At 34.9% G+C, this 18,130-nt stretch carries 19 protein-coding genes; 14 read left to right on the plus strand and 5 right to left on the minus strand.

From position 1 onward, the window contains the following. Nucleotides 1-497 precede the first annotated feature (497 nt). Together ilvC and IJL02_RS07210 are read left to right on the plus strand one after the other, a co-directional pair. Nucleotides 498-1,490 (plus strand): ketol-acid reductoisomerase, encoded by a 993-nt coding sequence (gene ilvC / locus IJL02_RS07205; RefSeq protein ID WP_292814050.1) that lies wholly within the window; start codon nucleotides 498-500, stop codon nucleotides 1,488-1,490. 48 nt (nucleotides 1,491-1,538) lie between these two features. Continuing rightward, nucleotides 1,539-2,543, plus strand: coding sequence for a methanogenesis marker 12 protein (locus IJL02_RS07210; protein WP_292814053.1), 1,005 nt, complete (start codon nucleotides 1,539-1,541; stop codon nucleotides 2,541-2,543). Between the two features lie 4 nt (nucleotides 2,544-2,547). On the opposite strand, the gene IJL02_RS07215 is transcribed toward IJL02_RS07210, so the two are convergent. Continuing rightward, a complete protein-coding gene (locus tag IJL02_RS07215; protein ID WP_292814056.1) occupies nucleotides 2,548-2,754 on the minus strand; it encodes an LSM domain-containing protein in 207 nt (68 codons plus the stop codon). 75 nt (nucleotides 2,755-2,829) lie between these two features. On the opposite strand from IJL02_RS07215, the gene IJL02_RS07220 reads away from it, so the two are divergent. Beyond that, nucleotides 2,830-2,973, plus strand: a complete 144-nt coding sequence (locus IJL02_RS07220) for a hypothetical protein (protein WP_165814077.1) — start codon at nucleotides 2,830-2,832, stop codon at nucleotides 2,971-2,973. Nucleotides 2,974-2,978: 5 nt separating this feature from the next. Here the strand turns inward: IJL02_RS07220 and surE are convergent, their stop codons facing one another. After that, nucleotides 2,979-3,755 (minus strand): 5'/3'-nucleotidase SurE, encoded by a 777-nt coding sequence (gene surE / locus IJL02_RS07225; RefSeq protein WP_292814063.1) that lies wholly within the window; start codon nucleotides 3,753-3,755, stop codon nucleotides 2,979-2,981. A 126-nt stretch (nucleotides 3,756-3,881) separates the two neighbouring features. Between surE and IJL02_RS07230 the strand changes: the two genes are divergently transcribed. Continuing rightward, nucleotides 3,882-4,790 carry a restriction endonuclease gene (locus IJL02_RS07230; protein WP_292814066.1) on the plus strand — a complete coding sequence of 303 codons (909 nt, stop codon included), beginning with the start codon at nucleotides 3,882-3,884 and terminating at the stop codon, nucleotides 4,788-4,790. Here IJL02_RS07230 and IJL02_RS07235 read toward each other — a convergent pair. Together IJL02_RS07235 and cfbB are read right to left on the minus strand one after the other, a co-directional pair. Further along, on the minus strand, nucleotides 4,776-5,837 hold the full coding sequence (locus IJL02_RS07235; RefSeq protein ID WP_292814069.1) for an oligosaccharide repeat unit polymerase family protein: 1,062 nt from the start codon (nucleotides 5,835-5,837) through the stop codon (nucleotides 4,776-4,778). The genes IJL02_RS07230 and IJL02_RS07235 overlap by 15 nt on opposite strands. Nucleotides 5,838-5,840: 3 nt before the next feature. After that, a complete protein-coding gene (gene cfbB, locus IJL02_RS07240; RefSeq protein WP_292814074.1) occupies nucleotides 5,841-7,190 on the minus strand; it encodes a Ni-sirohydrochlorin a,c-diamide synthase in 1,350 nt (449 codons plus the stop codon). 96 nt (nucleotides 7,191-7,286) lie between these two features. On the opposite strand from cfbB, the gene IJL02_RS07245 reads away from it, so the two are divergent. From IJL02_RS07245 to IJL02_RS07255, 3 genes are all read left to right on the plus strand, one after another. Then, a complete protein-coding gene (locus IJL02_RS07245; RefSeq protein WP_292814077.1) occupies nucleotides 7,287-9,110 on the plus strand; it encodes a threonine--tRNA ligase in 1,824 nt (607 codons plus the stop codon). Nucleotides 9,111-9,176: 66 nt separating this feature from the next. Beyond that, a complete protein-coding gene (locus IJL02_RS07250; protein WP_292814241.1) occupies nucleotides 9,177-10,406 on the plus strand; it encodes a bifunctional 5,6,7,8-tetrahydromethanopterin hydro-lyase/3-hexulose-6-phosphate synthase in 1,230 nt (409 codons plus the stop codon). Between the two features lie 55 nt (nucleotides 10,407-10,461). Then, the gene (locus tag IJL02_RS07255; RefSeq protein ID WP_292781222.1) at nucleotides 10,462-10,743 is read left to right on the plus strand and encodes a zinc ribbon domain-containing protein; all 282 of its coding nucleotides are present in this window, start codon (nucleotides 10,462-10,464) and stop codon (nucleotides 10,741-10,743) included. Here the strand turns inward: IJL02_RS07255 and IJL02_RS07260 are convergent. Further along, nucleotides 10,740-11,594 carry a phosphoserine phosphatase gene (locus tag IJL02_RS07260; RefSeq protein ID WP_292814082.1) on the minus strand — a complete coding sequence of 285 codons (855 nt, stop codon included), beginning with the start codon at nucleotides 11,592-11,594 and terminating at the stop codon, nucleotides 10,740-10,742. The two genes, IJL02_RS07255 and IJL02_RS07260, sit on opposite strands and share 4 nt — an antisense overlap. A 378-nt stretch (nucleotides 11,595-11,972) precedes the next feature. Here IJL02_RS07260 and IJL02_RS07265 point away from each other — a divergent pair, with 378 nt between their 5' ends. The 7 genes from IJL02_RS07265 (at nucleotide 11,973) to hisB (ending at nucleotide 18,039) form a co-directional block, all read left to right on the plus strand. Further along, entirely contained in the window at nucleotides 11,973-13,670 is a 1,698-nt protein-coding gene (locus tag IJL02_RS07265; RefSeq protein WP_292814086.1) for a hypothetical protein, read from the plus strand. Between the two features lie 246 nt (nucleotides 13,671-13,916). Further along, nucleotides 13,917-14,159 (plus strand): hypothetical protein, encoded by a 243-nt coding sequence (locus tag IJL02_RS07270; RefSeq protein ID WP_292814091.1) that lies wholly within the window; start codon nucleotides 13,917-13,919, stop codon nucleotides 14,157-14,159. Nucleotides 14,160-14,253: 94 nt separating this feature from the next. Beyond that, the gene (locus IJL02_RS07275) at nucleotides 14,254-14,838 is read left to right on the plus strand and encodes a flavodoxin family protein (RefSeq protein ID WP_292814094.1); all 585 of its coding nucleotides are present in this window, start codon (nucleotides 14,254-14,256) and stop codon (nucleotides 14,836-14,838) included. Nucleotides 14,839-14,888: 50 nt separating this feature from the next. Beyond that, nucleotides 14,889-16,448: an oligosaccharide flippase family protein gene (locus IJL02_RS07280; protein WP_292814097.1), complete on the plus strand. Its 1,560-nt coding sequence runs from the start codon at nucleotides 14,889-14,891 to the stop codon at nucleotides 16,446-16,448. Between the two features lie 70 nt (nucleotides 16,449-16,518). Continuing rightward, nucleotides 16,519-17,211 (plus strand): TOBE domain-containing protein, encoded by a 693-nt coding sequence (locus tag IJL02_RS07285; RefSeq protein ID WP_292814101.1) that lies wholly within the window; start codon nucleotides 16,519-16,521, stop codon nucleotides 17,209-17,211. A 10-nt stretch (nucleotides 17,212-17,221) separates the two neighbouring features. Beyond that, nucleotides 17,222-17,422: a 4Fe-4S binding protein gene (locus tag IJL02_RS07290; protein ID WP_342765177.1), complete on the plus strand. Its 201-nt coding sequence runs from the start codon at nucleotides 17,222-17,224 to the stop codon at nucleotides 17,420-17,422. A 38-nt stretch (nucleotides 17,423-17,460) separates the two neighbouring features. Then, a complete protein-coding gene (gene hisB / locus IJL02_RS07295; RefSeq protein WP_292814104.1) occupies nucleotides 17,461-18,039 on the plus strand; it encodes an imidazoleglycerol-phosphate dehydratase HisB in 579 nt (192 codons plus the stop codon). The last annotated feature ends 91 nt before the right edge of the window (nucleotides 18,040-18,130 follow it).

The following is an 18,130-nucleotide window of genomic DNA, read 5'->3' on the forward strand; positions in this document are numbered from 1 at the left end:
AATTAGTTAAGTTTATATATCTCATCCGATAATAGAATTATACAAGAGAGTTACTTTCATGTAAACCTCTAAACGAGAAGCAAAATATTTTGTTAATGTCTAAGGGAATGTTGTGGGGATTATTTCTCTGCAATAAGACATTAATTCGACTTTTTTTAATTTCATTTTAATACTTCAACTTCTTTAGTCGGTGATGAATTGCACAATAGTGGAGTATGGATTATTTTTCAATATGCTTCTGATAATGATTTAAATAACAAAATGAATATAATAATATATGACAATAAAAAAAGTTTAATTCAAAATTTTTTAACAAAAACCAAGTTAAAAAATAAATTAAACTATAAAATGTCTTAACCTTTGGGACGAGAGGATATCACGGAATCCTATGCTCAAAAGAGTGCACAACCGTGAAGTAAGAATCCTCAACTTCCATAAATTGAGGTAGTTAAATAGATAGCTTACCTTTTATTAGATTGTTTAAGAGATGATTTTAAATGAAAATGTATTACGATGCAGATGTAAATACTGATGCTTTACAAGGAAAAACTATTGCTGTAATCGGTTATGGTTCCCAAGGTAGAGCACAATCCAGAAACATGGCTGATAGTGGAGCTAACGTTATTGTTGGTTTAAGAGAAAATGGTAGCTCTTGGAATGTAGCAAAAGAAGATGGTATGACTGTAAAAACCATCGAAGACGCAGCTAAAGAAGCTGATATTATTCACATTTTACTTCCAGATGAAATCCAGCAAAGAGTATACAACGAACAAATCGCTCCTTATGTTGAAGATGGAAACACCATTTCATTCTCTCACGGTTACAACATTCACTTTGAATTAATCAAACCTGATGAAACCGTAAACATTGTAATGTTTGCACCAAAAGGACCTGGATCCATGGTAAGAAGAACTTACGAAGAAGGATTCGGTATCCCTGGACTTGTAGCAGTACAGCAAGATGCAACAGGAGATGCAATGCAACTTGCATTAGGAATGGCAAAAGCATGCGGTTTAACCAAAGCAGGTGTTTTGGAAACTACTTTCCAGGAAGAAACTGAAACTGACCTTTTCGGTGAACAGACTGTTTTATGCGGCGGTATCACAGAATTAATCAATGCAGGATTCACCACTTTGGTTGAAGCAGGATACCAACCTGAAATCGCTTACTTTGAAACCTGTCACGAAGTAAAACTCATTGTAGATTTAATCTATGAAAAAGGTTTTGCCGGAATGTGGACTGATGTAAGTAACACTGCTGAATATGGTGGTTTAACCAGAGGAAACAGAATCATTACCCAGGAAGCAAAAGACGGTATGAAAGCTGTTTTAAAAGAAATCCAAGATGGAACCTTTAAAAAACAATGGGGCGATGAAAACGCAACCAACGGCGCTAACCTCAAAGAAATGAGAGCTGCTGAAGGTCAAAAAGAAATTGAAATCGTAGGTGAAAGATTAAGAAAAGCTTGCGGATTACAAAAAGACGAATAAGTCTTTTTGTTCTTTTTTTATTTTATTTTTATTTATTTTGTGATAATCATGGTATTTATTGGAATGGACCATGGAACTACCGGAATCTCCTTTTGTATAATGTCTGATGAGGGCAACGTCATTGATGTTTTTAAAATCGGAAGAGAGGAAAGTAAGAAAGGTCTGGTTTCTGCAACTGAAGAGCTTGAAAAGCGCGTTGATTTTAGTGATGTAAAACTTATGGCAATCACCTATGCGATGGGTGACGGCATAAGCAAAATCCTGCCCACAGAAAAGGTTGAAAACAGAGGGATTTTATCCATTAACGGTGCAGGTAAGGTCACCGGTGGGGGAACATCCGTATTTTCAGAATTAGAAAAGTTAGACATTGATTCTGTAATGATTCCAGGTCTTCACAAAGACTCCACTTCCTTAAATGAATTGTTTAGGGCAGCCTATTCTCACCAGGCAAGCCCCGAAAAGGTAAGCATTTCATATAATGCATTAAAGGAAACCGGGTGGTCCAATTTTATTGTAGCCGACATTTCATCAAACAGCGTGGACATTCTAATCGAGGACGGCAAAATCAAGGGAGCAATTGATGCGTGTCTTGGAGCGATGGGCGTTGTTCACGGACCTCTTGATTTGGAGATGATTAGAGACATTGACGAGAACAATGCATCTGCAAACGGGTGCTTTTCACATGCCGGAGCTATTAAAATTGCCGGTATTGACGGTAAAGTGGCCAACATGAAAGACCAGCTTTTGAAAAATTACGAAAATGGTGACGGGAAGGCAAAACTTGCTATCGATACTCTAATCATGACTGTAGCGATGGAAATAGCGGGCCTTGATGTGGTATGTGAAAATGAAATTGAAGGCATAGTGCTTACAGGTTCAATCGGTTCTGCAAGAGAACCTTTCAGCTTTGAAGATGAAATCAATAAGTATTTCAATGACAAATATGAACTGAAAGTTATTTCAAAAGAATCCGGAGCTATCGGTGCAGCTCAAATAGCGATGGATGTTTTCAATGGTAAAAAGGAAATTTTAGGTATAGAAGTTGATATCTAAACTTCTATTTATCTTCTTTTAGGCTGACAAATACAACGTTTCCGCCTTTTATTGTTTCTAAACCGTTTTCATTTTCAAGGACAATATTCAAATAGTTGTCAATAGCGACTACTTTTCCTTCGCTTTGATTGTTATCTCTCAAATCAACACTAACATACTTATTTTTAAATTGTGCAAAAAGTTTGTTTACATTATCTTTATCAAAACTCATTATTTCAAATCCTTGAATATTCTACATTAATATTGATGTTTCAACTTTAAATACTTTAATGTTCAAAATAATATCATGGCAATTAATCAATTAGAAAGTAATTTAGAAGCTATTACACGTACAATAGCACAGTTAAAAAAAGACGGATGCACAGATGAAAAAATCTTAAATGAGTTAAGAGAAGAAAGGGAAAAAATACTTAAGGATTTAAACTTGTAAGTATTTCACTCCAACCATTCTTTCAATAAACTCAGATCTCCGGTCAAATCTATTTTCAGTGGTGTTACTGTAGTTTTTTGAGCTTTACGTAATTCATAACCATCGCTTCCGGGTTCATCAAGTTCGTATGGTTCACCGCCAATCCAGTAATATGGCTTTCCGCGAGGATCCGTGCGTGTATCAATTACTGGAGTATACATTCTTTCACCTAATCTGACTACTTCAAACTCCTCATAAACAGGGTTTTCGGGAATATTGACATTTATCAAGTCGATTCCTTCAGGTAAACCTTTTTTCAGTATTATTTTAGCTATTTTATTGAGCATTTTTCCTGCAAAGTCAAAGTCTATTTCTACAGCCCCGTTTTCGAACTTGACATGGTCCTGTGTCACTTCCTTTGAAATTGCAATTGTAGGAATTCCGAATGTTGCAGCTTCAATTGCGGCTCCAAGGGTTCCTGATGTTGTAAGTTCTGCCTTTCCTATATTGTAGCCGGTATTTATTCCTGAAATCATCAAATCAGGTTTTTCATCTATAATTTCAAATAATCCGATAGTTACAGCATCGGTTGGAGTCCCGCTTACTCCATAGCCTTTACTGCCGTCCCTTAAGGTATACTCATTGACTCTTAACGGTTCATATAATGTTAATGCATGGCCTATTCCACTTTGCTGCACTTCAGGAGCCACCACATATGTTTCACATATCTCTTCAACTGCCTTTTTTGCAGCAAGTATTCCTGAAGCTGTTATTCCATCATCATTACATATTAATGCTTTCATATAATTAATAAGGCAGTTCTTTTTTTAAATAATTTTAGGTTTGAAGAAAATATAAAAAACTTTAATAATAATTTAAATTATAAAATATAATAGGAATTTACATTAACAACACATTAGGGTGGAATCTTGGAAAAACCACAATTGATTAATTTTATCGCAAAAGTAATGGAGGACTCCGGTTTCAAGGTCTATAAAAATTTCAAGACCTCTCAAAAAGTTATAGACATATATGCCATATTACCGACTACCATTGGTGATTTTGGTGTTGTTGTGGCATGTAAAAACTATGACAAAGACTTTGAAATCGGGGTCGATGTCCTTAAGGAAATGGAAGATGTTCAGCAAAGCATTAAAGCATCTAAGGTAACAATCGTTTCTTCATCCTATTTTTCTAACCAGGCAAAAAACTATGCTCTTAGAAAAAACATAAAACTGGTTGACAGGGACGATTTGCTTGAACTTGCAAAGCGCTATCAGGATAGGACCTCACAAACTACTTTGGATAATACTCCGTATGATGGTGGGGCTTCCGCTTACATTGAAGAGGAGTATCCGGGTTATGAAGGTTATGACGCTTCGGATATGGAGTATATTATGCGCAGAAGGGATGCAAATCCCAATGTATATAAAAGTTCCCTGTACAGGCAAATTGATGAGCCTAGGGGAAGTTCTGTTTTATCATCATTGTTAAATAGAAAAAAGAGATCAGGAGGACTCACATCTTCTCAAACCAATTTATATAACTATAATTCCTTTTCAAATTCATCCAATTACGGACCTTTGATATTTAAATTAATCAATAATCCTATAATCCTAATCATTTTGGTTGTTGTTCTTTCTTATGCTCTTGCATTCATATTCGGTAATCTTTTAGGTATGAATCCGGGAATGGCAGGTTTAATAGAGATGATTGTAGCATTGCTATTGTCTTATGGTTTATCCCTCTACACAGAAAGAAACAGTGACTTTATTATTAAAGGAACATTCATATTCTTTATTTCATTAGTTATTTTGATTATATTAATTTTTGTTTAATTTAATATAATTAAAATTAATTAATATCAAAATGAATCCTATCAGATATAAAAACCAAATCATAATGTCTGTTGGACCGGTTTCTATCCAGATTAATGTGTGTGTTAATATTATAGAATAGATGCCCACACCAACTCCTTTTTTTAATTTATCCATCAGACCTAAAAATATTCCCATAAAAAGCATCTGAACTGTCAGGCCTGTTAATCCGAAATCAAGATAGACGGGTCCGAATAATGTGGATGTCAGGCAGACATTGTCTGAAAGCACGTATTGGCCAACAAATGTTCTGGGACTTCCGGGCGAAAATATCAGGCTTAGGATATGTCCGTGTGTTGTTGCGCCCAATGGCAGAATTCTTTCAAAGACTTCCAGAGTAAAACCTGCCCTGTAAAAGATTAACTCAACAGGATTCAGTGTCCAGTGCTGGGTTGCAATGGACTGGGATGCGATATATCCCATTGCCGTAATTGCGATAACCATAACTGCAATAAATAAGATTCCTGTTTTTCCTGAGATTTTGTTTAGATAATATAGAGTAATAAATGAACTGGCAAGAATTCCCAAAACGGAGGTTCTATAGCCGTTCAATCCAAAAATAAATGCTCCCAGAAGAACAAGAATCAGGTATTTTCTCTCATAATGTTTTGCAAGCAGAACGTTTATCATTATCAAAAATAGTGGATAGGCAACTCTCCAGATATCTGTAGTTGCATTTGATTTTAAAACGCTGTTGAAAAGGGGAATTCCACCAATAAAAACCAAATTAAGTGTCTGAAGAACTAAAGCTATTAAAACAAGAATGAGAAGTAATTTTTCAGATAAAAAATCTGTTTTCTTTATATTTTCAACTTTGATTTTATATTTTATGATTAAATCGCCTGCCGTAAAGACTATACAGGCGAATATTACTGTTAAAATCACTTCCAAATCAAGAGGGTCTTCAAACCTGTAGTTAAATGATCCGATATAACCCATTGCTAAAAAAGCAAGAATTGCAACCACTAAAATTAATGGCTGAAAAAAGTCAATCTTTTTAAAATCCATGTTCTATCCTTCAAGTTCCCGAGATGAAATTGCAAGGTTTCCTCCAAAGTCAGGCATTGCTGCCACATGGGTGTGGACATAGCTTGCAAGTGTATTCCTCTCCATAAAACCATCCTGTAAATTGTATGATCCTTTTCCCCTTAGGATATTGAATGCCATATCATGCTTTAAGTCATTAACAATTACTTTTGAGTAATGAAACTCATGGCCGTTGAACTTTTCACCCTTTTTGGAAATTATGTTGTCCTGAGTTACTTCGGCAATGGTATATTTCAGTGCCTGAACCCTATCTGTTAAAACTGACTTGTAAGGATATACATTTACTACTGCATCTTCATGGATAGATTTCATAAGATACATTAAACCACCACATTCGGCAAATATAGGTCTATCTTCAAGGTGGAACTGCTTGATTTCTTGAAGCATATTCTTATTTTCTGATAGTTGTTTTGAAAACAGTTCAGGATATCCGCCGCCGATGTAGAGACCTTCAACATCCGGCAAGTTTTCATCCTTTAGAGGTGAGAAATATTCAATTTTAGCGTTGTTTGCCTCTAAAGATTCAATATTTTCCTTGTAGTAAAAATTGAAAACCTCATCAAATGCCACACCGATTTTAACAGGCTGCTTGTTCAGTTTGTTCCATATTGGGATAAGCTCTGAGGTGATTTTCGGTGCGCTTTTAGCAATTTCAACCAATCTGTCCAAATCAATTGATTGTTTTATGGTTTCAGACCAGATGTCAATGAACTTTAGGGAGTTTTCCCTCTCCACAGCAGGAACAAGACCCAAATGCCTCTGCTCTATTGAGATATTGTCATCACGTATGATTCCGCCGATTACCTCGGTTTTTGTGAGCTCTTCAATTGATCTTTTGGTTTTCTCATAATGCGCCTTGTTTTTTACTTTGTTTAGGATTACTCCTGCAATGTTTATTTCAGGGTCCAGAGCTTTAAAGCCCATAACCAAAGCGGCTGCACTTTTAACCAGACTTCTTGAATTGATGATTAGGATGACAGGAGATTTAAGTGATTTTGCAACAGAAGAGGTGCTTCCGATATCGTTTATTGAGTCAATTCCTTCATAAAGGCCTCTGACACCTTCAATAACTGCAATGTCTTTGCCTTTCACGCCTTTGAGAAATGAATCTCTCACCTGACCCTCCTTCATGAAAAATGAATCCAGGTTTCTGGATGTGTTTCCGGTTGCTAGTGTGTGGTAGGACGGGTCGATATAGTCCGGTCCGACCTTGAATGGCTGTACATTATATTTTTCGCTCAGTGCTTTCATGATTCCGGTAGCTATTGTTGTCTTTCCAACTGCACTACCGGTTCCCGCTAAAATAATTCTCATAATAATACATTGTAATTATATTATATTAAATTTTAACTTTAGCTATTTTTATATAATATTAAAAATAAAATTTAAATCATAATATATGGTGGTTAAATGAGAATTTTATTAATTCATTCTGATTATTTAAATTACAATGTAAAGAATAAAACACCTGTAGCTGAAGAAATTGAAGAGGCTAAAAAAGAAGGCTCCTTTGATGATTCTTTAGTAGTATTTACAGCTGTTGAAAAAGAAGATGAAAATAATCCTGAAGGCATTGTTAAAAATTTAGTCAGTGAAATCAAAAAGGCTAATGATCAGGTCAAAGCTGAAAATATCGTATTGTATCCATATGCTCACTTGTCTTCATCATTAAGCTCTCCAAAAGTAGCTGTTGAAATATTAAAAAAAGCAGAAGGGGCTTTACTTGCTGAGGATTTAACTGTTAAAAGAGTACCTTTCGGATGGTACAAGGCATTTGAGATTTCCTGTAAAGGACATCCTCTAAGTGAGCTTTCAAGAACTATTACTGCTGATAAAGAGGAAACAAAGGCAGAAAGAAAACCTTCCAAATGGCAAATTCTTGAAGGAGATGAAATAACTCAAATTGAGGACTTTAAGTTTGACAATCATGCGTTCAAACAGCTTGTTGACTATGAACTCGGCCGGGGTGCTTCTGATGAAGGAGAACCTCCTCACGTTAAACTGATGAGGGAAAAGGAAATTTGTGATTATGAGCCTGCTTCCGATGTCGGAAACCTAAGATGGTATCCTAAAGGACGTTTAATAAGAGACCTTTTGGCTGATTACGTTTACAATTTAACTGTAGATCGTGGAGCAATGCCTGTTGAAACTCCAATTTTCTATGATTTGGATAATGAGGCTATATATCAGCACGCATACAAATTCGGTGAAAGACAGTACAGAACCGACACCAAAAAGAATCTGATGCTCAGATTTGCATGCTGTTTTGGTGCATTCAGATTAATGGCAGATTCATATCTTACATGGAAAAACCTGCCTGCAAAAATATATGAATTATCCACCTACAGTTTCCGTTTTGAGAAAAAAGGAGAAGTTGTAGGTCTTAAAAGGCTAAGAGCATTCACCATGCCTGATTGCCATTCATTCTGTGCAGATGTACCTTCATCATTAGATGAATTTGAAAGACAAACTGAAATGTGTATGCAAACCGGTAAGGATTTGGATTTGGACTTTGAAGTAATTTTCAGAGCCACTCAGGACTTCTTTGATGAAAATGAAGAGTGGATGTATCATATTGCATCAAAATTCGAAAAACCGATTCTTTTAGAAATCTTGCCTGAAAGACATCACTACTGGGTATGTAAAATAGATCTGGCTAACATTGACGCATTAGGCAGGCCGATTGAAAATCCAACTGTTCAAATCGATGTTGAAAGCGGTAAAAGGTTTGACATCACCTATCTCGGTGAAGATGGCCAGCAGCACAATCCTACAATCCTGCACACATCCCCAACCGGAAGTATTGAAAGGGTTTTATGTGCAATGCTTGAAAAAACCGCACTGGAAATTAATGAACGCTCTCCAATGCTGCCGACCTGGTTAAGCCCTATTCAGGCTAGAATCATTACTGTTGGAGATGCTCATGAGGAATTTGCAAATGAACTGTATGACAAAATCAACGCTTCAAACATCCGTGTGGACATTGACGACAGGGATGAAAGTGTAGGTAAAAAAATCAGAAATGCAGCCAAAGAATGGATTCCATACATTTTTGTCATTGGAGACAAGGAAATGGAAACCGGTAAATTCCAGGTAACTGTACGTGAAACCGGCGAGAAGGTCGACATGACAGCTGATGAGCTTATAGCTGAAATCAATCATAAATGTGAAGGAAAACCTTTCAGAAAACTGCCTTTACCTAAGGATATTTCAAGAAGGATTAACTTCCAATAATTTTATTTATCAATAAAAATAAATTATTAAATGTTATTATATAACGGAGGAAATTTAATGGACCCAATGTATAGAATAGGAGAAGCTCTTATTGGAGATGGCCCTGAATTAGCACACGTTGATTTATTAATCGGTGATAAATTCGGACCTGTCGGTCAAGCATTCGCTAACGGTTTATCTAACCTTTCCGTAGGCCACACTCCTTTAACAAGTGTAATTAGACCTAATTTAATGACCAAACCAGCTACTTTAATCATTCCTAAAGTAACTGTTGGTGATTTAGAAGATGCAAGTAAAATATTTGGACCTGCACAAACCGCTGTTGCAAGAGCAGTCGCTGATGCAGTAGAAGAAGGTTACATTCCAAAAGACATAGTCGAAGATATTGTCATTAACGTAAGTGTATTTATCGATCCGTCCGCAAAGGATTTCAGAAAAATATACCAATACAACTACGGAGCAACCAAATTGGCTATCAGAAGAGCAATGGAAGGATACCCATCCATCGAAAAAGTACTTGCAGAAAAAGACCGTGGAACTCACCCAATTATGGGATTCAGAGTACAAAGACTTTGGGCTCCACCTTACTTACAGGTTGCACTTGACTTAGACAATTTAGATGCTGTAGAAAGAATTCTTGCAGACTTGCCTAATAAAGAAAGAGTCCTTATTGAAGCAGGAACTCCTCTTGTTAAAAAATTCGGTGTTGGCGTTGTTGGAAAAATCAGAGAATTACGCCCAGACGCATTCATCATTGCTGATTTGAAAACTTTAGACGTTGGTCGTGTTGAAGTTAAAATGGCAGCAGATGAAACTGCAGATGCAGTAGCTATTTCAGGTCTCGGTACTTTAGAATCTATTCAAAAGGCTATTCATGAAACTCAAAAACAAGGTATTTACTCAATCCTTGATATGATGAATGTAAAAGACTTTGAAGATAAATTATCCGCATTGCCTGATGATTTAAAACCTGATATTGTATTATTACACAGAAATGTCGATTTAGAAACCTGGATTAAAGAACATGGTGGAGACACTAGTGAAATGACTGAATGGGGTAACATCAAGAAAATCAAAGAAATTACCGGCAGTTTAGTTGCTGTAGCTGGTGGAATCACTCCTGAAAATGTTGAAGAAGCTATCGACAAAGGTGCAGACATCATTATTGCAGGCAGATACATCATAGGTTCAAGAGATGTAAGAAGATCCGCTCAAGACTTCTTGGCTCATTTTGCACCTGATCCGGATAATATGAGACTTGCAATGGATGAAGACGAAAACATATCCGAAAAATAGATTAGATTAATTTCTAATTTATTTTACTATTTTTTTTAAAAAAGGAGTTTTTATTATGGGATTTTGCAATTCATGTGGCAGACCGATTGTAAAAGAAGATTACGGAACAAATAAGGATGGAAGCTTAAATCCGGAATTCTGTAAAGATTGTTTTCAGGACGGCGAGTACACAGAACCAGATATAACTCTAAATGAAATGATTGTCAGAAAAACAAAAGAGATGATGGAAAAAAATCCAAGACTGGCAGAAACTCAGGCTACAGGCATTACTGCAATGTTCATTCCTGGATTGAAAAGATGGAATCCTGAATTTCAGGATGACTACAAAACTCTCTAACTTCTACTTTTTAAAATAAATTCTCTAACTTTATTTGCTATATATTCGTCGTGAGTTTTGCTGTTTTTAATGTTATATAACTCTTCTTCTAAAGCGTTGTATTTGTCAACCAAATCATTGTATTCAATGCGAAGTGAATCGTAGTCTTTTTCTAAATCTTCGTTAAGTTCAAACATTTCAGCATAACTGGTTTTGGTATTGAGATTTTCCTGTTTCAGCTGATCGTATTTGCTGCTTACCTGGTTATAGCTTTCTTTAATTGAGGAATGTTCTTCTCTTAAAGTGGAGCATTTTGTTTTAAGATTTTTATTTTCTTCTTTAATGCTTGAATATTTGGTTTTGAGGTTTTCGTTTTCGGTTTTTATGTTAACGAATTTGGTTTTGAGGTTTTCATTTTCAATGATTAATTTGGAATGCTTGTCTCTGATAAGAGTATTTTCATGTTTTAAATCATTGATGTTATCTTCATGTAAGGAATTAAATCTGTTTTCCATTTCAGCTAAATCATTATTTTTTTGAGCAAGTTCAGCTTTCAGCTGTTCAATCTCGTTTTGAAACTCCAAAGTAGACGGGTTTATGTTTTCCTGCAATTGTTTTTCCAATTTTTTCACTTCCTCGACATGTAAATAATTAGCTATTTTCAATACCTGATTTTCTTCCTCTCTACTTTTAAAATTTTCAATTTCGGATTGGGGAATAATTAATACTTCCTCTTTGTTTTGGTAAATGTCTTCATGTTTTGGTACTGTGATTTGAATCTGTTCGGTTGTATATTTTTTCCTTTCCCCATTTTTTAGAGTTCTGTTATATTCTCTGGAATATTTCTTTACAATACCTCTACCAACTTTCATATTTAAATCCTCAATTTATGATTTGTATCTTTATTATTATAAATCTTACTTATAATTGGCTTAATTTCAATATTTTGTGCTATTTTAATTTTTCATGATTTTGTCAATGTGTATATTATATTAACTTAAACATTCAAAATTATATATTGTATAAATTTTTGTATGGCAGTGATAATTGCTAGAAATATTGTTGCTGTATAAATTTTTATGGTGGTGATAAGTCTAGTTAAAAAATTCGATGCTGTATAAATTTTTATATATTAATTGTGGGGGTAAAAATATATTAAAAAACTATTAGCTTCACTTTTATTTATTAGCATTCTGCTTATAACTATAAGTGGGGTTTCTGCAGAAGAAATTGATGTTACCTCATCAGTTGTGACTGAAAGTCCTGTTTCTGCTGATTTTGATAATAGTTTATCTTCATGCGATGCTTCGAATAACGAATTGTCAAGCTACACGTCCAGTGGTTTATCAGATGGTGATGATTTATCACAATCTAGTGATTCATCAAAAGAGCATCAAAGCTCTTACGGATACGCAAATTCATATGAATCCTCTTATTGTCAGGTCTCATACGGATCAGTATCCCAAGATACCTTTGATGAATGCATATATTCTGGTTCATTGGATATCTGCAATAGTATCGATTCTCCTGATTCATTCATTACTGGTGAATCTGGAAAATTGTCTCAGATAAATGTAGAATTTAATAATGATTTGGATGCTGGTGAAAATCCGGTATCCGATGTGGTTGATAATGATGTTATTTTAAAAAATTGTAATAGTTATTCTAAAGAATTTGACAGTGAAATAATTTCAGTAAATGATTTAGACGATTTTAATTCTGTTTCGGTTCCAGAATCTTTAACCTTGGAGGTTATTGATTTAGGCTCCGATTCGATTAATGATGTAACTAGTATAGAAGCTTTCGAAAATTATGAATTTGACGGAAAAACAACTCCTAAAAATGATAATATAGTTGAATTTGAATATGACGATGTGGTTTTAACCGATGTTTTAATTGGTTTAGCAATAATTTGTGATTCTGGTGAGCCGGTATTCGAGAGTATTTTAATGGCTTCAGGATATATTTCTGATGAAGAGGTATATTTTGGAACAATATCTTATTCGGATTGGAACGTGCTGTTAAAATATATTGGTACTGAAAATGCATGCATGTTCGCAAGTTTTGCGGATAATTGGGAAATTGATGAAACATTTAACATTTTAAACGATGTAGCATTAAATAATCAGTTTAACGACTTTGAAATGGAAGGTTATAAATTTACAAAAGCATTGCTTAAATATTATCCTTCAACCGAAGAGATAGCTATCGGCGTTGAGGATAATAATGAAGATGAATGTGGTCATATATTTAATGACACTAACTCTCATGGTTTGGATTATGCATATATTAAACACGTAAATGTGATCTATAAAGATATGCCTAATTTAATGGTCTTAACTTCCTCTGGTTGTATTGAAAGTTCAACCGCAGGTTCTTGGGACGGTTTAAATGATATTCTAGGCGTTGGAATATCTAGCGAAACTTTATTGCCGGATCATAAAGCAATATGGACTCCATTATTGTTGTTAACACAACAGGATTTAGAAAAATCTAGTGTAGAAAGTCACGCTGATGATAACGGGAATAAAAACATAAGTAATAGTATTGCTAACAATACCAAAAACAACTGCAAATGTAACAAGTGCAATCATACAAACTGCACCTGTAAAAACTGCGATTGTAAGAATTCCAAATGCAAATGTCACAAAAAGCACCATCCAGGTGGTGGAGGACATCATCATTGGAGGCCTAGCGGTTATAATGGAGGTTACTCTTATTCAGCCAGTGCGGGTATGGTAACAACTGCTGATTTAAATAAAAGCGATAATTCAACTGACGATAAAAATAAATCCAGCAACGTTACTGCTACCAGTAAAAAAGTGAAATCCAGCGGATCTCCTAATGCTGAAAAAGTAGAACCGACTTATACACTCGTTTATGCAATTCTGGGTATTGTGGCTGTAAGCCTATTATTTAATTCAAGTTATATGAAACGTGATGATTAGATTGAAAGATTATTAGCTTTTTTAAGTTATTAATCTTATTTTTATTTTTTTTTTTAAATTTTTTTAAATATTAAACAATTCATTAATTTTACAATAATCTTTAAAAATATTGTTCTCTAAACTATATTTAAAGAAGTGGAAACTATATGATAATTTGCATATAATTCAATGATAATTTGGAGAAATAATGATATGCTGATTAATCCATAACAATTCAGCTTCTAGATTTGAAGGAGATATGATTCTATGAGTAACGAAAAAGATATTTTTATATTGAGCCTGCCAAAACTGTCATTCACACAGTATATGCAAGAATATTATGCTGCTATCCAAAGTAAGGATTTTTACTCTGCTTTCTTTTTTTTGACATTAGCTAAAAAATATTATCCTAACAGTGACCATCAACTTATGAGCCTTGAAGACATGATTAGGCGTCAATTAACTGAAGATGAAATTGCAAGGATTGAAAGTGAAGTTAGACGTAAATAATAGATGGAATAATCTTTTGTAAAAATCAAATAGGATTTTTACAAAGCCTATTTTTTTTTAAAAGTATTTAATGATTGTTTTACAAACTAATTTTATGAAAATATTTGGAATTTGCGCAAGTCCAAGAAACAATACAACAGAGCATGTTTTATCAAAGGCTTTAGGCCATCTTGAAGATAACGGGTTTGAATGCGAGATGTTTACATGCCAGGCAAAGGATATAAAGCCCTGCATGCACTGCGATTACTGTTTGGAAAACAAAAAATGTATCATTGATGACGATATGGGCGATGTATACAGGGGCCTTCAGGAAGCTGACGGCATTATTTTGGCAACTCCGATTCAAAGCGGAGGAATAAGCAGTAACTTATCAGCCATTATGGACAGAACCAGAGCTTTGGAGGCAATTGACTACAATCTTCTTCGTGGAAAAATCGGCATGAGCATTGCCGTTGGCGGAGACAGAACCGGAGGTCAGGATTTTGCCCATTTAAAAAACATTACCTATTTCATGATACACGGCATTATTCCGGTAAGCGGAGGGCCTTTCGGTTCCAATTTGGGGGCTTCATTTTGGTCCGATGATTCGCTGGACAATATCAAAAATGATGATTACGGCTGGAGTTCTCTAAACAGGACATTGGCTGAATTTGAAAATTTCTTAAATAAGTATATTTAAATATTAAAATTGATTTATATTATTAATAAACTAATTTTTAAGGTTAAATTATGGCAAGCAAGTTAGTGAGAGGTAGTCTTATAATATTTATTGGAAACATAATCTTCCGTATCGGAGGTTATATTTATCGTTTCCTGATGGCGATATTGCTGGGTCCTACCGCTTATGGAATATTGGGAGTTACCTTGCCGTTTCAGGGTATTTTCCAGACACTTGCAGCCGGTGGGCTTCCTCCGGCCATTGCCAAATATGTTGCCGAATATGAGGCCGTTGATGAGCATGACATGGCCCGACAGACAATATTCACGGCTTTAAAGATCATGGTATTTCTGGGGATATTTCTGGGAGTACTGATGATTTTTGTTGTAGCCCCGGTTATTGCTTATGATTTTTTAAAAAAACCTTTGGCATTGGTACCGCTTCAGATTGTGGGTATGATTACTCCGTTCAGTGTTATTGTAGGTGCTTTTAGAGGTGCATTCCAGGGCGTTTACAAGATGGAGTATATTGTCTATACACGTGCTGTAGAGCAGTTGGGTATGATTTTATGTGCAACCGCATTTGTTTTAATAGGTTTTTCAACTGTTGGGGCATTGTGGGGTACAGTAATAGGTTACTCACTTGCTGCAGTTTCTGCAATATACATATTTAAGGTTTATATGCCGAAGTATATTCCAAAACCTAGCGGAAACTTCGAATTCTCAAGAAGGGATGAATTGAGACTTGCCGGAACTTTAGTCAAGTTCTCCATTCCTGTTATCATTACAGCTATTGCTGAAATGCTTATTTATAATATCTGTACTATTATAATGGGTAAATTCTTAACATTCGCCGATGTGGGTTTTTTTGCAGCTGCCGATCCGATTTCAAGGCTGCCTTTAATGATATCCATTTCCGTTGCAACTACAATTCTACCGGCTTCTTCAGAGGCATTTAAGGTTAAGGATACAAATGCTCTTCAAAAATATGTTGGCCAATCCTATAAAATCGCATTATTGTTTGTAGTTCCTATGTGTGTAGGCCTTGCGCTTTTTGCGGTTCCTACCTTAGCGTTGCTTTACTTCAAAAATCCTGCTTATGTAGCCGGGGCTTCCGCTTTGGCTATATTGGCTATTGGAATGACATTTTATTCAATATTTTCAATTTCCACAAGTATTGTTCAGGGAATTGGAAATCCTAAAATCCCGATGTATATCTTAATTGTCGGATCTGTCGTTACAGGAGTTTTAAGCTGGGTTTTAATTCCGGTCATGGGTATTGCAGGCGGTGCGGCAGCAACTACAATTGCCTGTTTTATAATGATGGTACCTTGCGTTTACTTTGTTTTCAAACTGACTAAAACAAAGGCGCCGACAACGCCTGTAATTAAAATATTGGCCGCAACAGCTATTATGGCCGCTGCAGGTTATTTCATTCCAAAAAATACTCTATTTTTATTCCCTGGAATAATTATATGTATGGTTGTATATTTCTTTGCATTGATTTTGGTTAAGTTTTTCACAAAAGAGGATATAGAAACCCTTAGAGATTATTCCTCTAAATTAGGTCCATTATCCAAAATTGTCAATAAATTGTTAAACATTGTTGAAAAAATAGAATTCAGAAATTAATCAAATAGAAAACTTATTTAAATATAAAATACATAAAATTATCATATTATATAATTGGGGGATTATATATATGGCTGATGTAAGTGCAGGTGTTGAATATAAAATCAATGTAGACGGTAATTCTTTCTTGCTGGACAGCAAGAAATACCAGCTTTTAGAATCTATTTTAGATACTGGTTCTCTAACAGAAGCTGCAAAATATATCAATGTTTCTTACAGAACCGCTTTAAACTACATTGAAAAAATAGAATCAACACTTAATGTTAAAATTGTTAGTACTACAAAAGGAGGAAAAGGTGGGGGTGGTGGAACCACTCTGACCGAAGAAGGATATTCTATTCTAAAAGAATGTAAGAAAATTAATGCAATCATGGAACTTCACAAAGATGTAAATGAAATTGAAGCAGAAATTATTGACATTAATGATGTAAAAGGCGTAATGACTATTAAAATGAAAGATTTCCAAATAAATGCTCCTTTAAACAGGAAATATGAAATTGGAGATAAGATATTGGCATTAATCAGTTATGATAACATATTTTTGATGCTGGAGCCACAAACATCAAGTATACGTAATATTCTCAAAGGTAAGATTGTTGAAATGAAACTTATCGGCGAGATTATTCGTGTTAAAATTAATGTTGGCGGTGTTGTCGTATGTTCTGACATTACCGTTTCCGCTGAAAAGGAATTAAATCTCAATATTGGTAAAGATGTATATATCGGATTTAAGGCCATGTCAGTGGCTACTTTAAAATTATAATGGTGATTTTATGTTGCGAATTTTAGTGGATGAAGATAAATGTATCGCATGCGGCAAGTGTGAGGAGATTTGTCCGAAAGCCGCTAAAATTTGGAAGATTACCGACGTTGCACGTATATTGGATTTGAGATATTGCCATGTCTGTACATTATGTGCAATGGAATGCCCTACAAACTGCATTAAAATCATACGTCCGGGCGAAGATGTCTGAATGCTTGAGCGTAAAATCAATTTAATATAGGTTAGATTATGACTAGAAATGCTATTGTTTCAAGGAAAACTTCGGAAACTGAAATTGATATCAAAATGAATCTTGACGGCAGCGGGGATTACAACATTTCCACAGGAGTGAATTTTTTTAATCACATGCTGGAGTCCTTTTCAAAACATAGTATGATTGATTTGGACATTCAGGCGACAGGCGATATTGAAATAGATGATCACCATACTATTGAAGATATCGGAATACTGCTTGGCGAAGCTTTCAGTGAAGCTATCGGTGATAAAAAAGGAATAAAAAGAATGGCTCACGCTATTGTTCCTATGGATGAATCAGTAGCTACCGTTGCAGTTGACATCGGCGGGCGCAGCTATTGCAATATGAATCTTGATTTCAAAAATGAAAAGATTGGGGACATGACATCTGATATTGTCATCCACTTTTTTGAATCATTTGCTTCAAGTGCCAAAATAAATATTTACGGTACTGTGGAAGGTGCAAATGACCACCACAAGGCTGAAGCTGTTTTTAAGGCATTCGCCAAATCCTTAAAGGATGCCATTAAAGTAGAGCATGATCAGATTCCTTCTACAAAAGGTGTTTTATAGCTAATACTTTAGCTATCTTTTTTTAATTTTTTTTTCAAAATGAGATTTTAATTTTTCATATTGTAAGAAATATATTACATTATGGTCTTAA

This window comes from Methanobrevibacter sp. (assembly GCF_017427765.1).
Taxonomy (GTDB): domain Archaea; phylum Methanobacteriota; class Methanobacteria; order Methanobacteriales; family Methanobacteriaceae; genus Methanocatella.

Coding starts and splice junctions, on each gene's coding strand:
- ilvC (WP_292814050.1), top strand. CDS start 498: ATGAAAATGTATTACGATGCAGATGTAAATACTGATGCTTTACAAGGA.
- IJL02_RS07210 (WP_292814053.1), top strand. CDS start 1,539: ATGGTATTTATTGGAATGGACCATGGAACTACCGGAATCTCCTTTTGT.
- IJL02_RS07215 (WP_292814056.1), bottom strand. CDS start 2,754: ATGAGTTTTGATAAAGATAATGTAAACAAACTTTTTGCACAATTTAAA.
- IJL02_RS07220 (WP_165814077.1), top strand. CDS start 2,830: ATGGCAATTAATCAATTAGAAAGTAATTTAGAAGCTATTACACGTACA.
- surE (WP_292814063.1), bottom strand. CDS start 3,755: ATGAAAGCATTAATATGTAATGATGATGGAATAACAGCTTCAGGAATA.
- IJL02_RS07235 (WP_292814069.1), bottom strand. CDS start 5,837: ATGGATTTTAAAAAGATTGACTTTTTTCAGCCATTAATTTTAGTGGTT.
- cfbB (WP_292814074.1), bottom strand. CDS start 7,190: ATGAGAATTATTTTAGCGGGAACCGGTAGTGCAGTTGGAAAGACAACA.
- IJL02_RS07245 (WP_292814077.1), top strand. CDS start 7,287: ATGAGAATTTTATTAATTCATTCTGATTATTTAAATTACAATGTAAAG.
- IJL02_RS07250 (WP_292814241.1), top strand. CDS start 9,177: ATGTATAGAATAGGAGAAGCTCTTATTGGAGATGGCCCTGAATTAGCA.
- IJL02_RS07255 (WP_292781222.1), top strand. CDS start 10,462: ATGGGATTTTGCAATTCATGTGGCAGACCGATTGTAAAAGAAGATTAC.
- IJL02_RS07260 (WP_292814082.1), bottom strand. CDS start 11,594: ATGAAAGTTGGTAGAGGTATTGTAAAGAAATATTCCAGAGAATATAAC.
- IJL02_RS07270 (WP_292814091.1), top strand. CDS start 13,917: ATGAGTAACGAAAAAGATATTTTTATATTGAGCCTGCCAAAACTGTCA.
- IJL02_RS07275 (WP_292814094.1), top strand. CDS start 14,254: ATGAAAATATTTGGAATTTGCGCAAGTCCAAGAAACAATACAACAGAG.
- IJL02_RS07280 (WP_292814097.1), top strand. CDS start 14,889: ATGGCAAGCAAGTTAGTGAGAGGTAGTCTTATAATATTTATTGGAAAC.
- IJL02_RS07285 (WP_292814101.1), top strand. CDS start 16,519: ATGGCTGATGTAAGTGCAGGTGTTGAATATAAAATCAATGTAGACGGT.
- IJL02_RS07290 (WP_342765177.1), top strand. CDS start 17,222: ATGTTGCGAATTTTAGTGGATGAAGATAAATGTATCGCATGCGGCAAG.
- hisB (WP_292814104.1), top strand. CDS start 17,461: ATGACTAGAAATGCTATTGTTTCAAGGAAAACTTCGGAAACTGAAATT.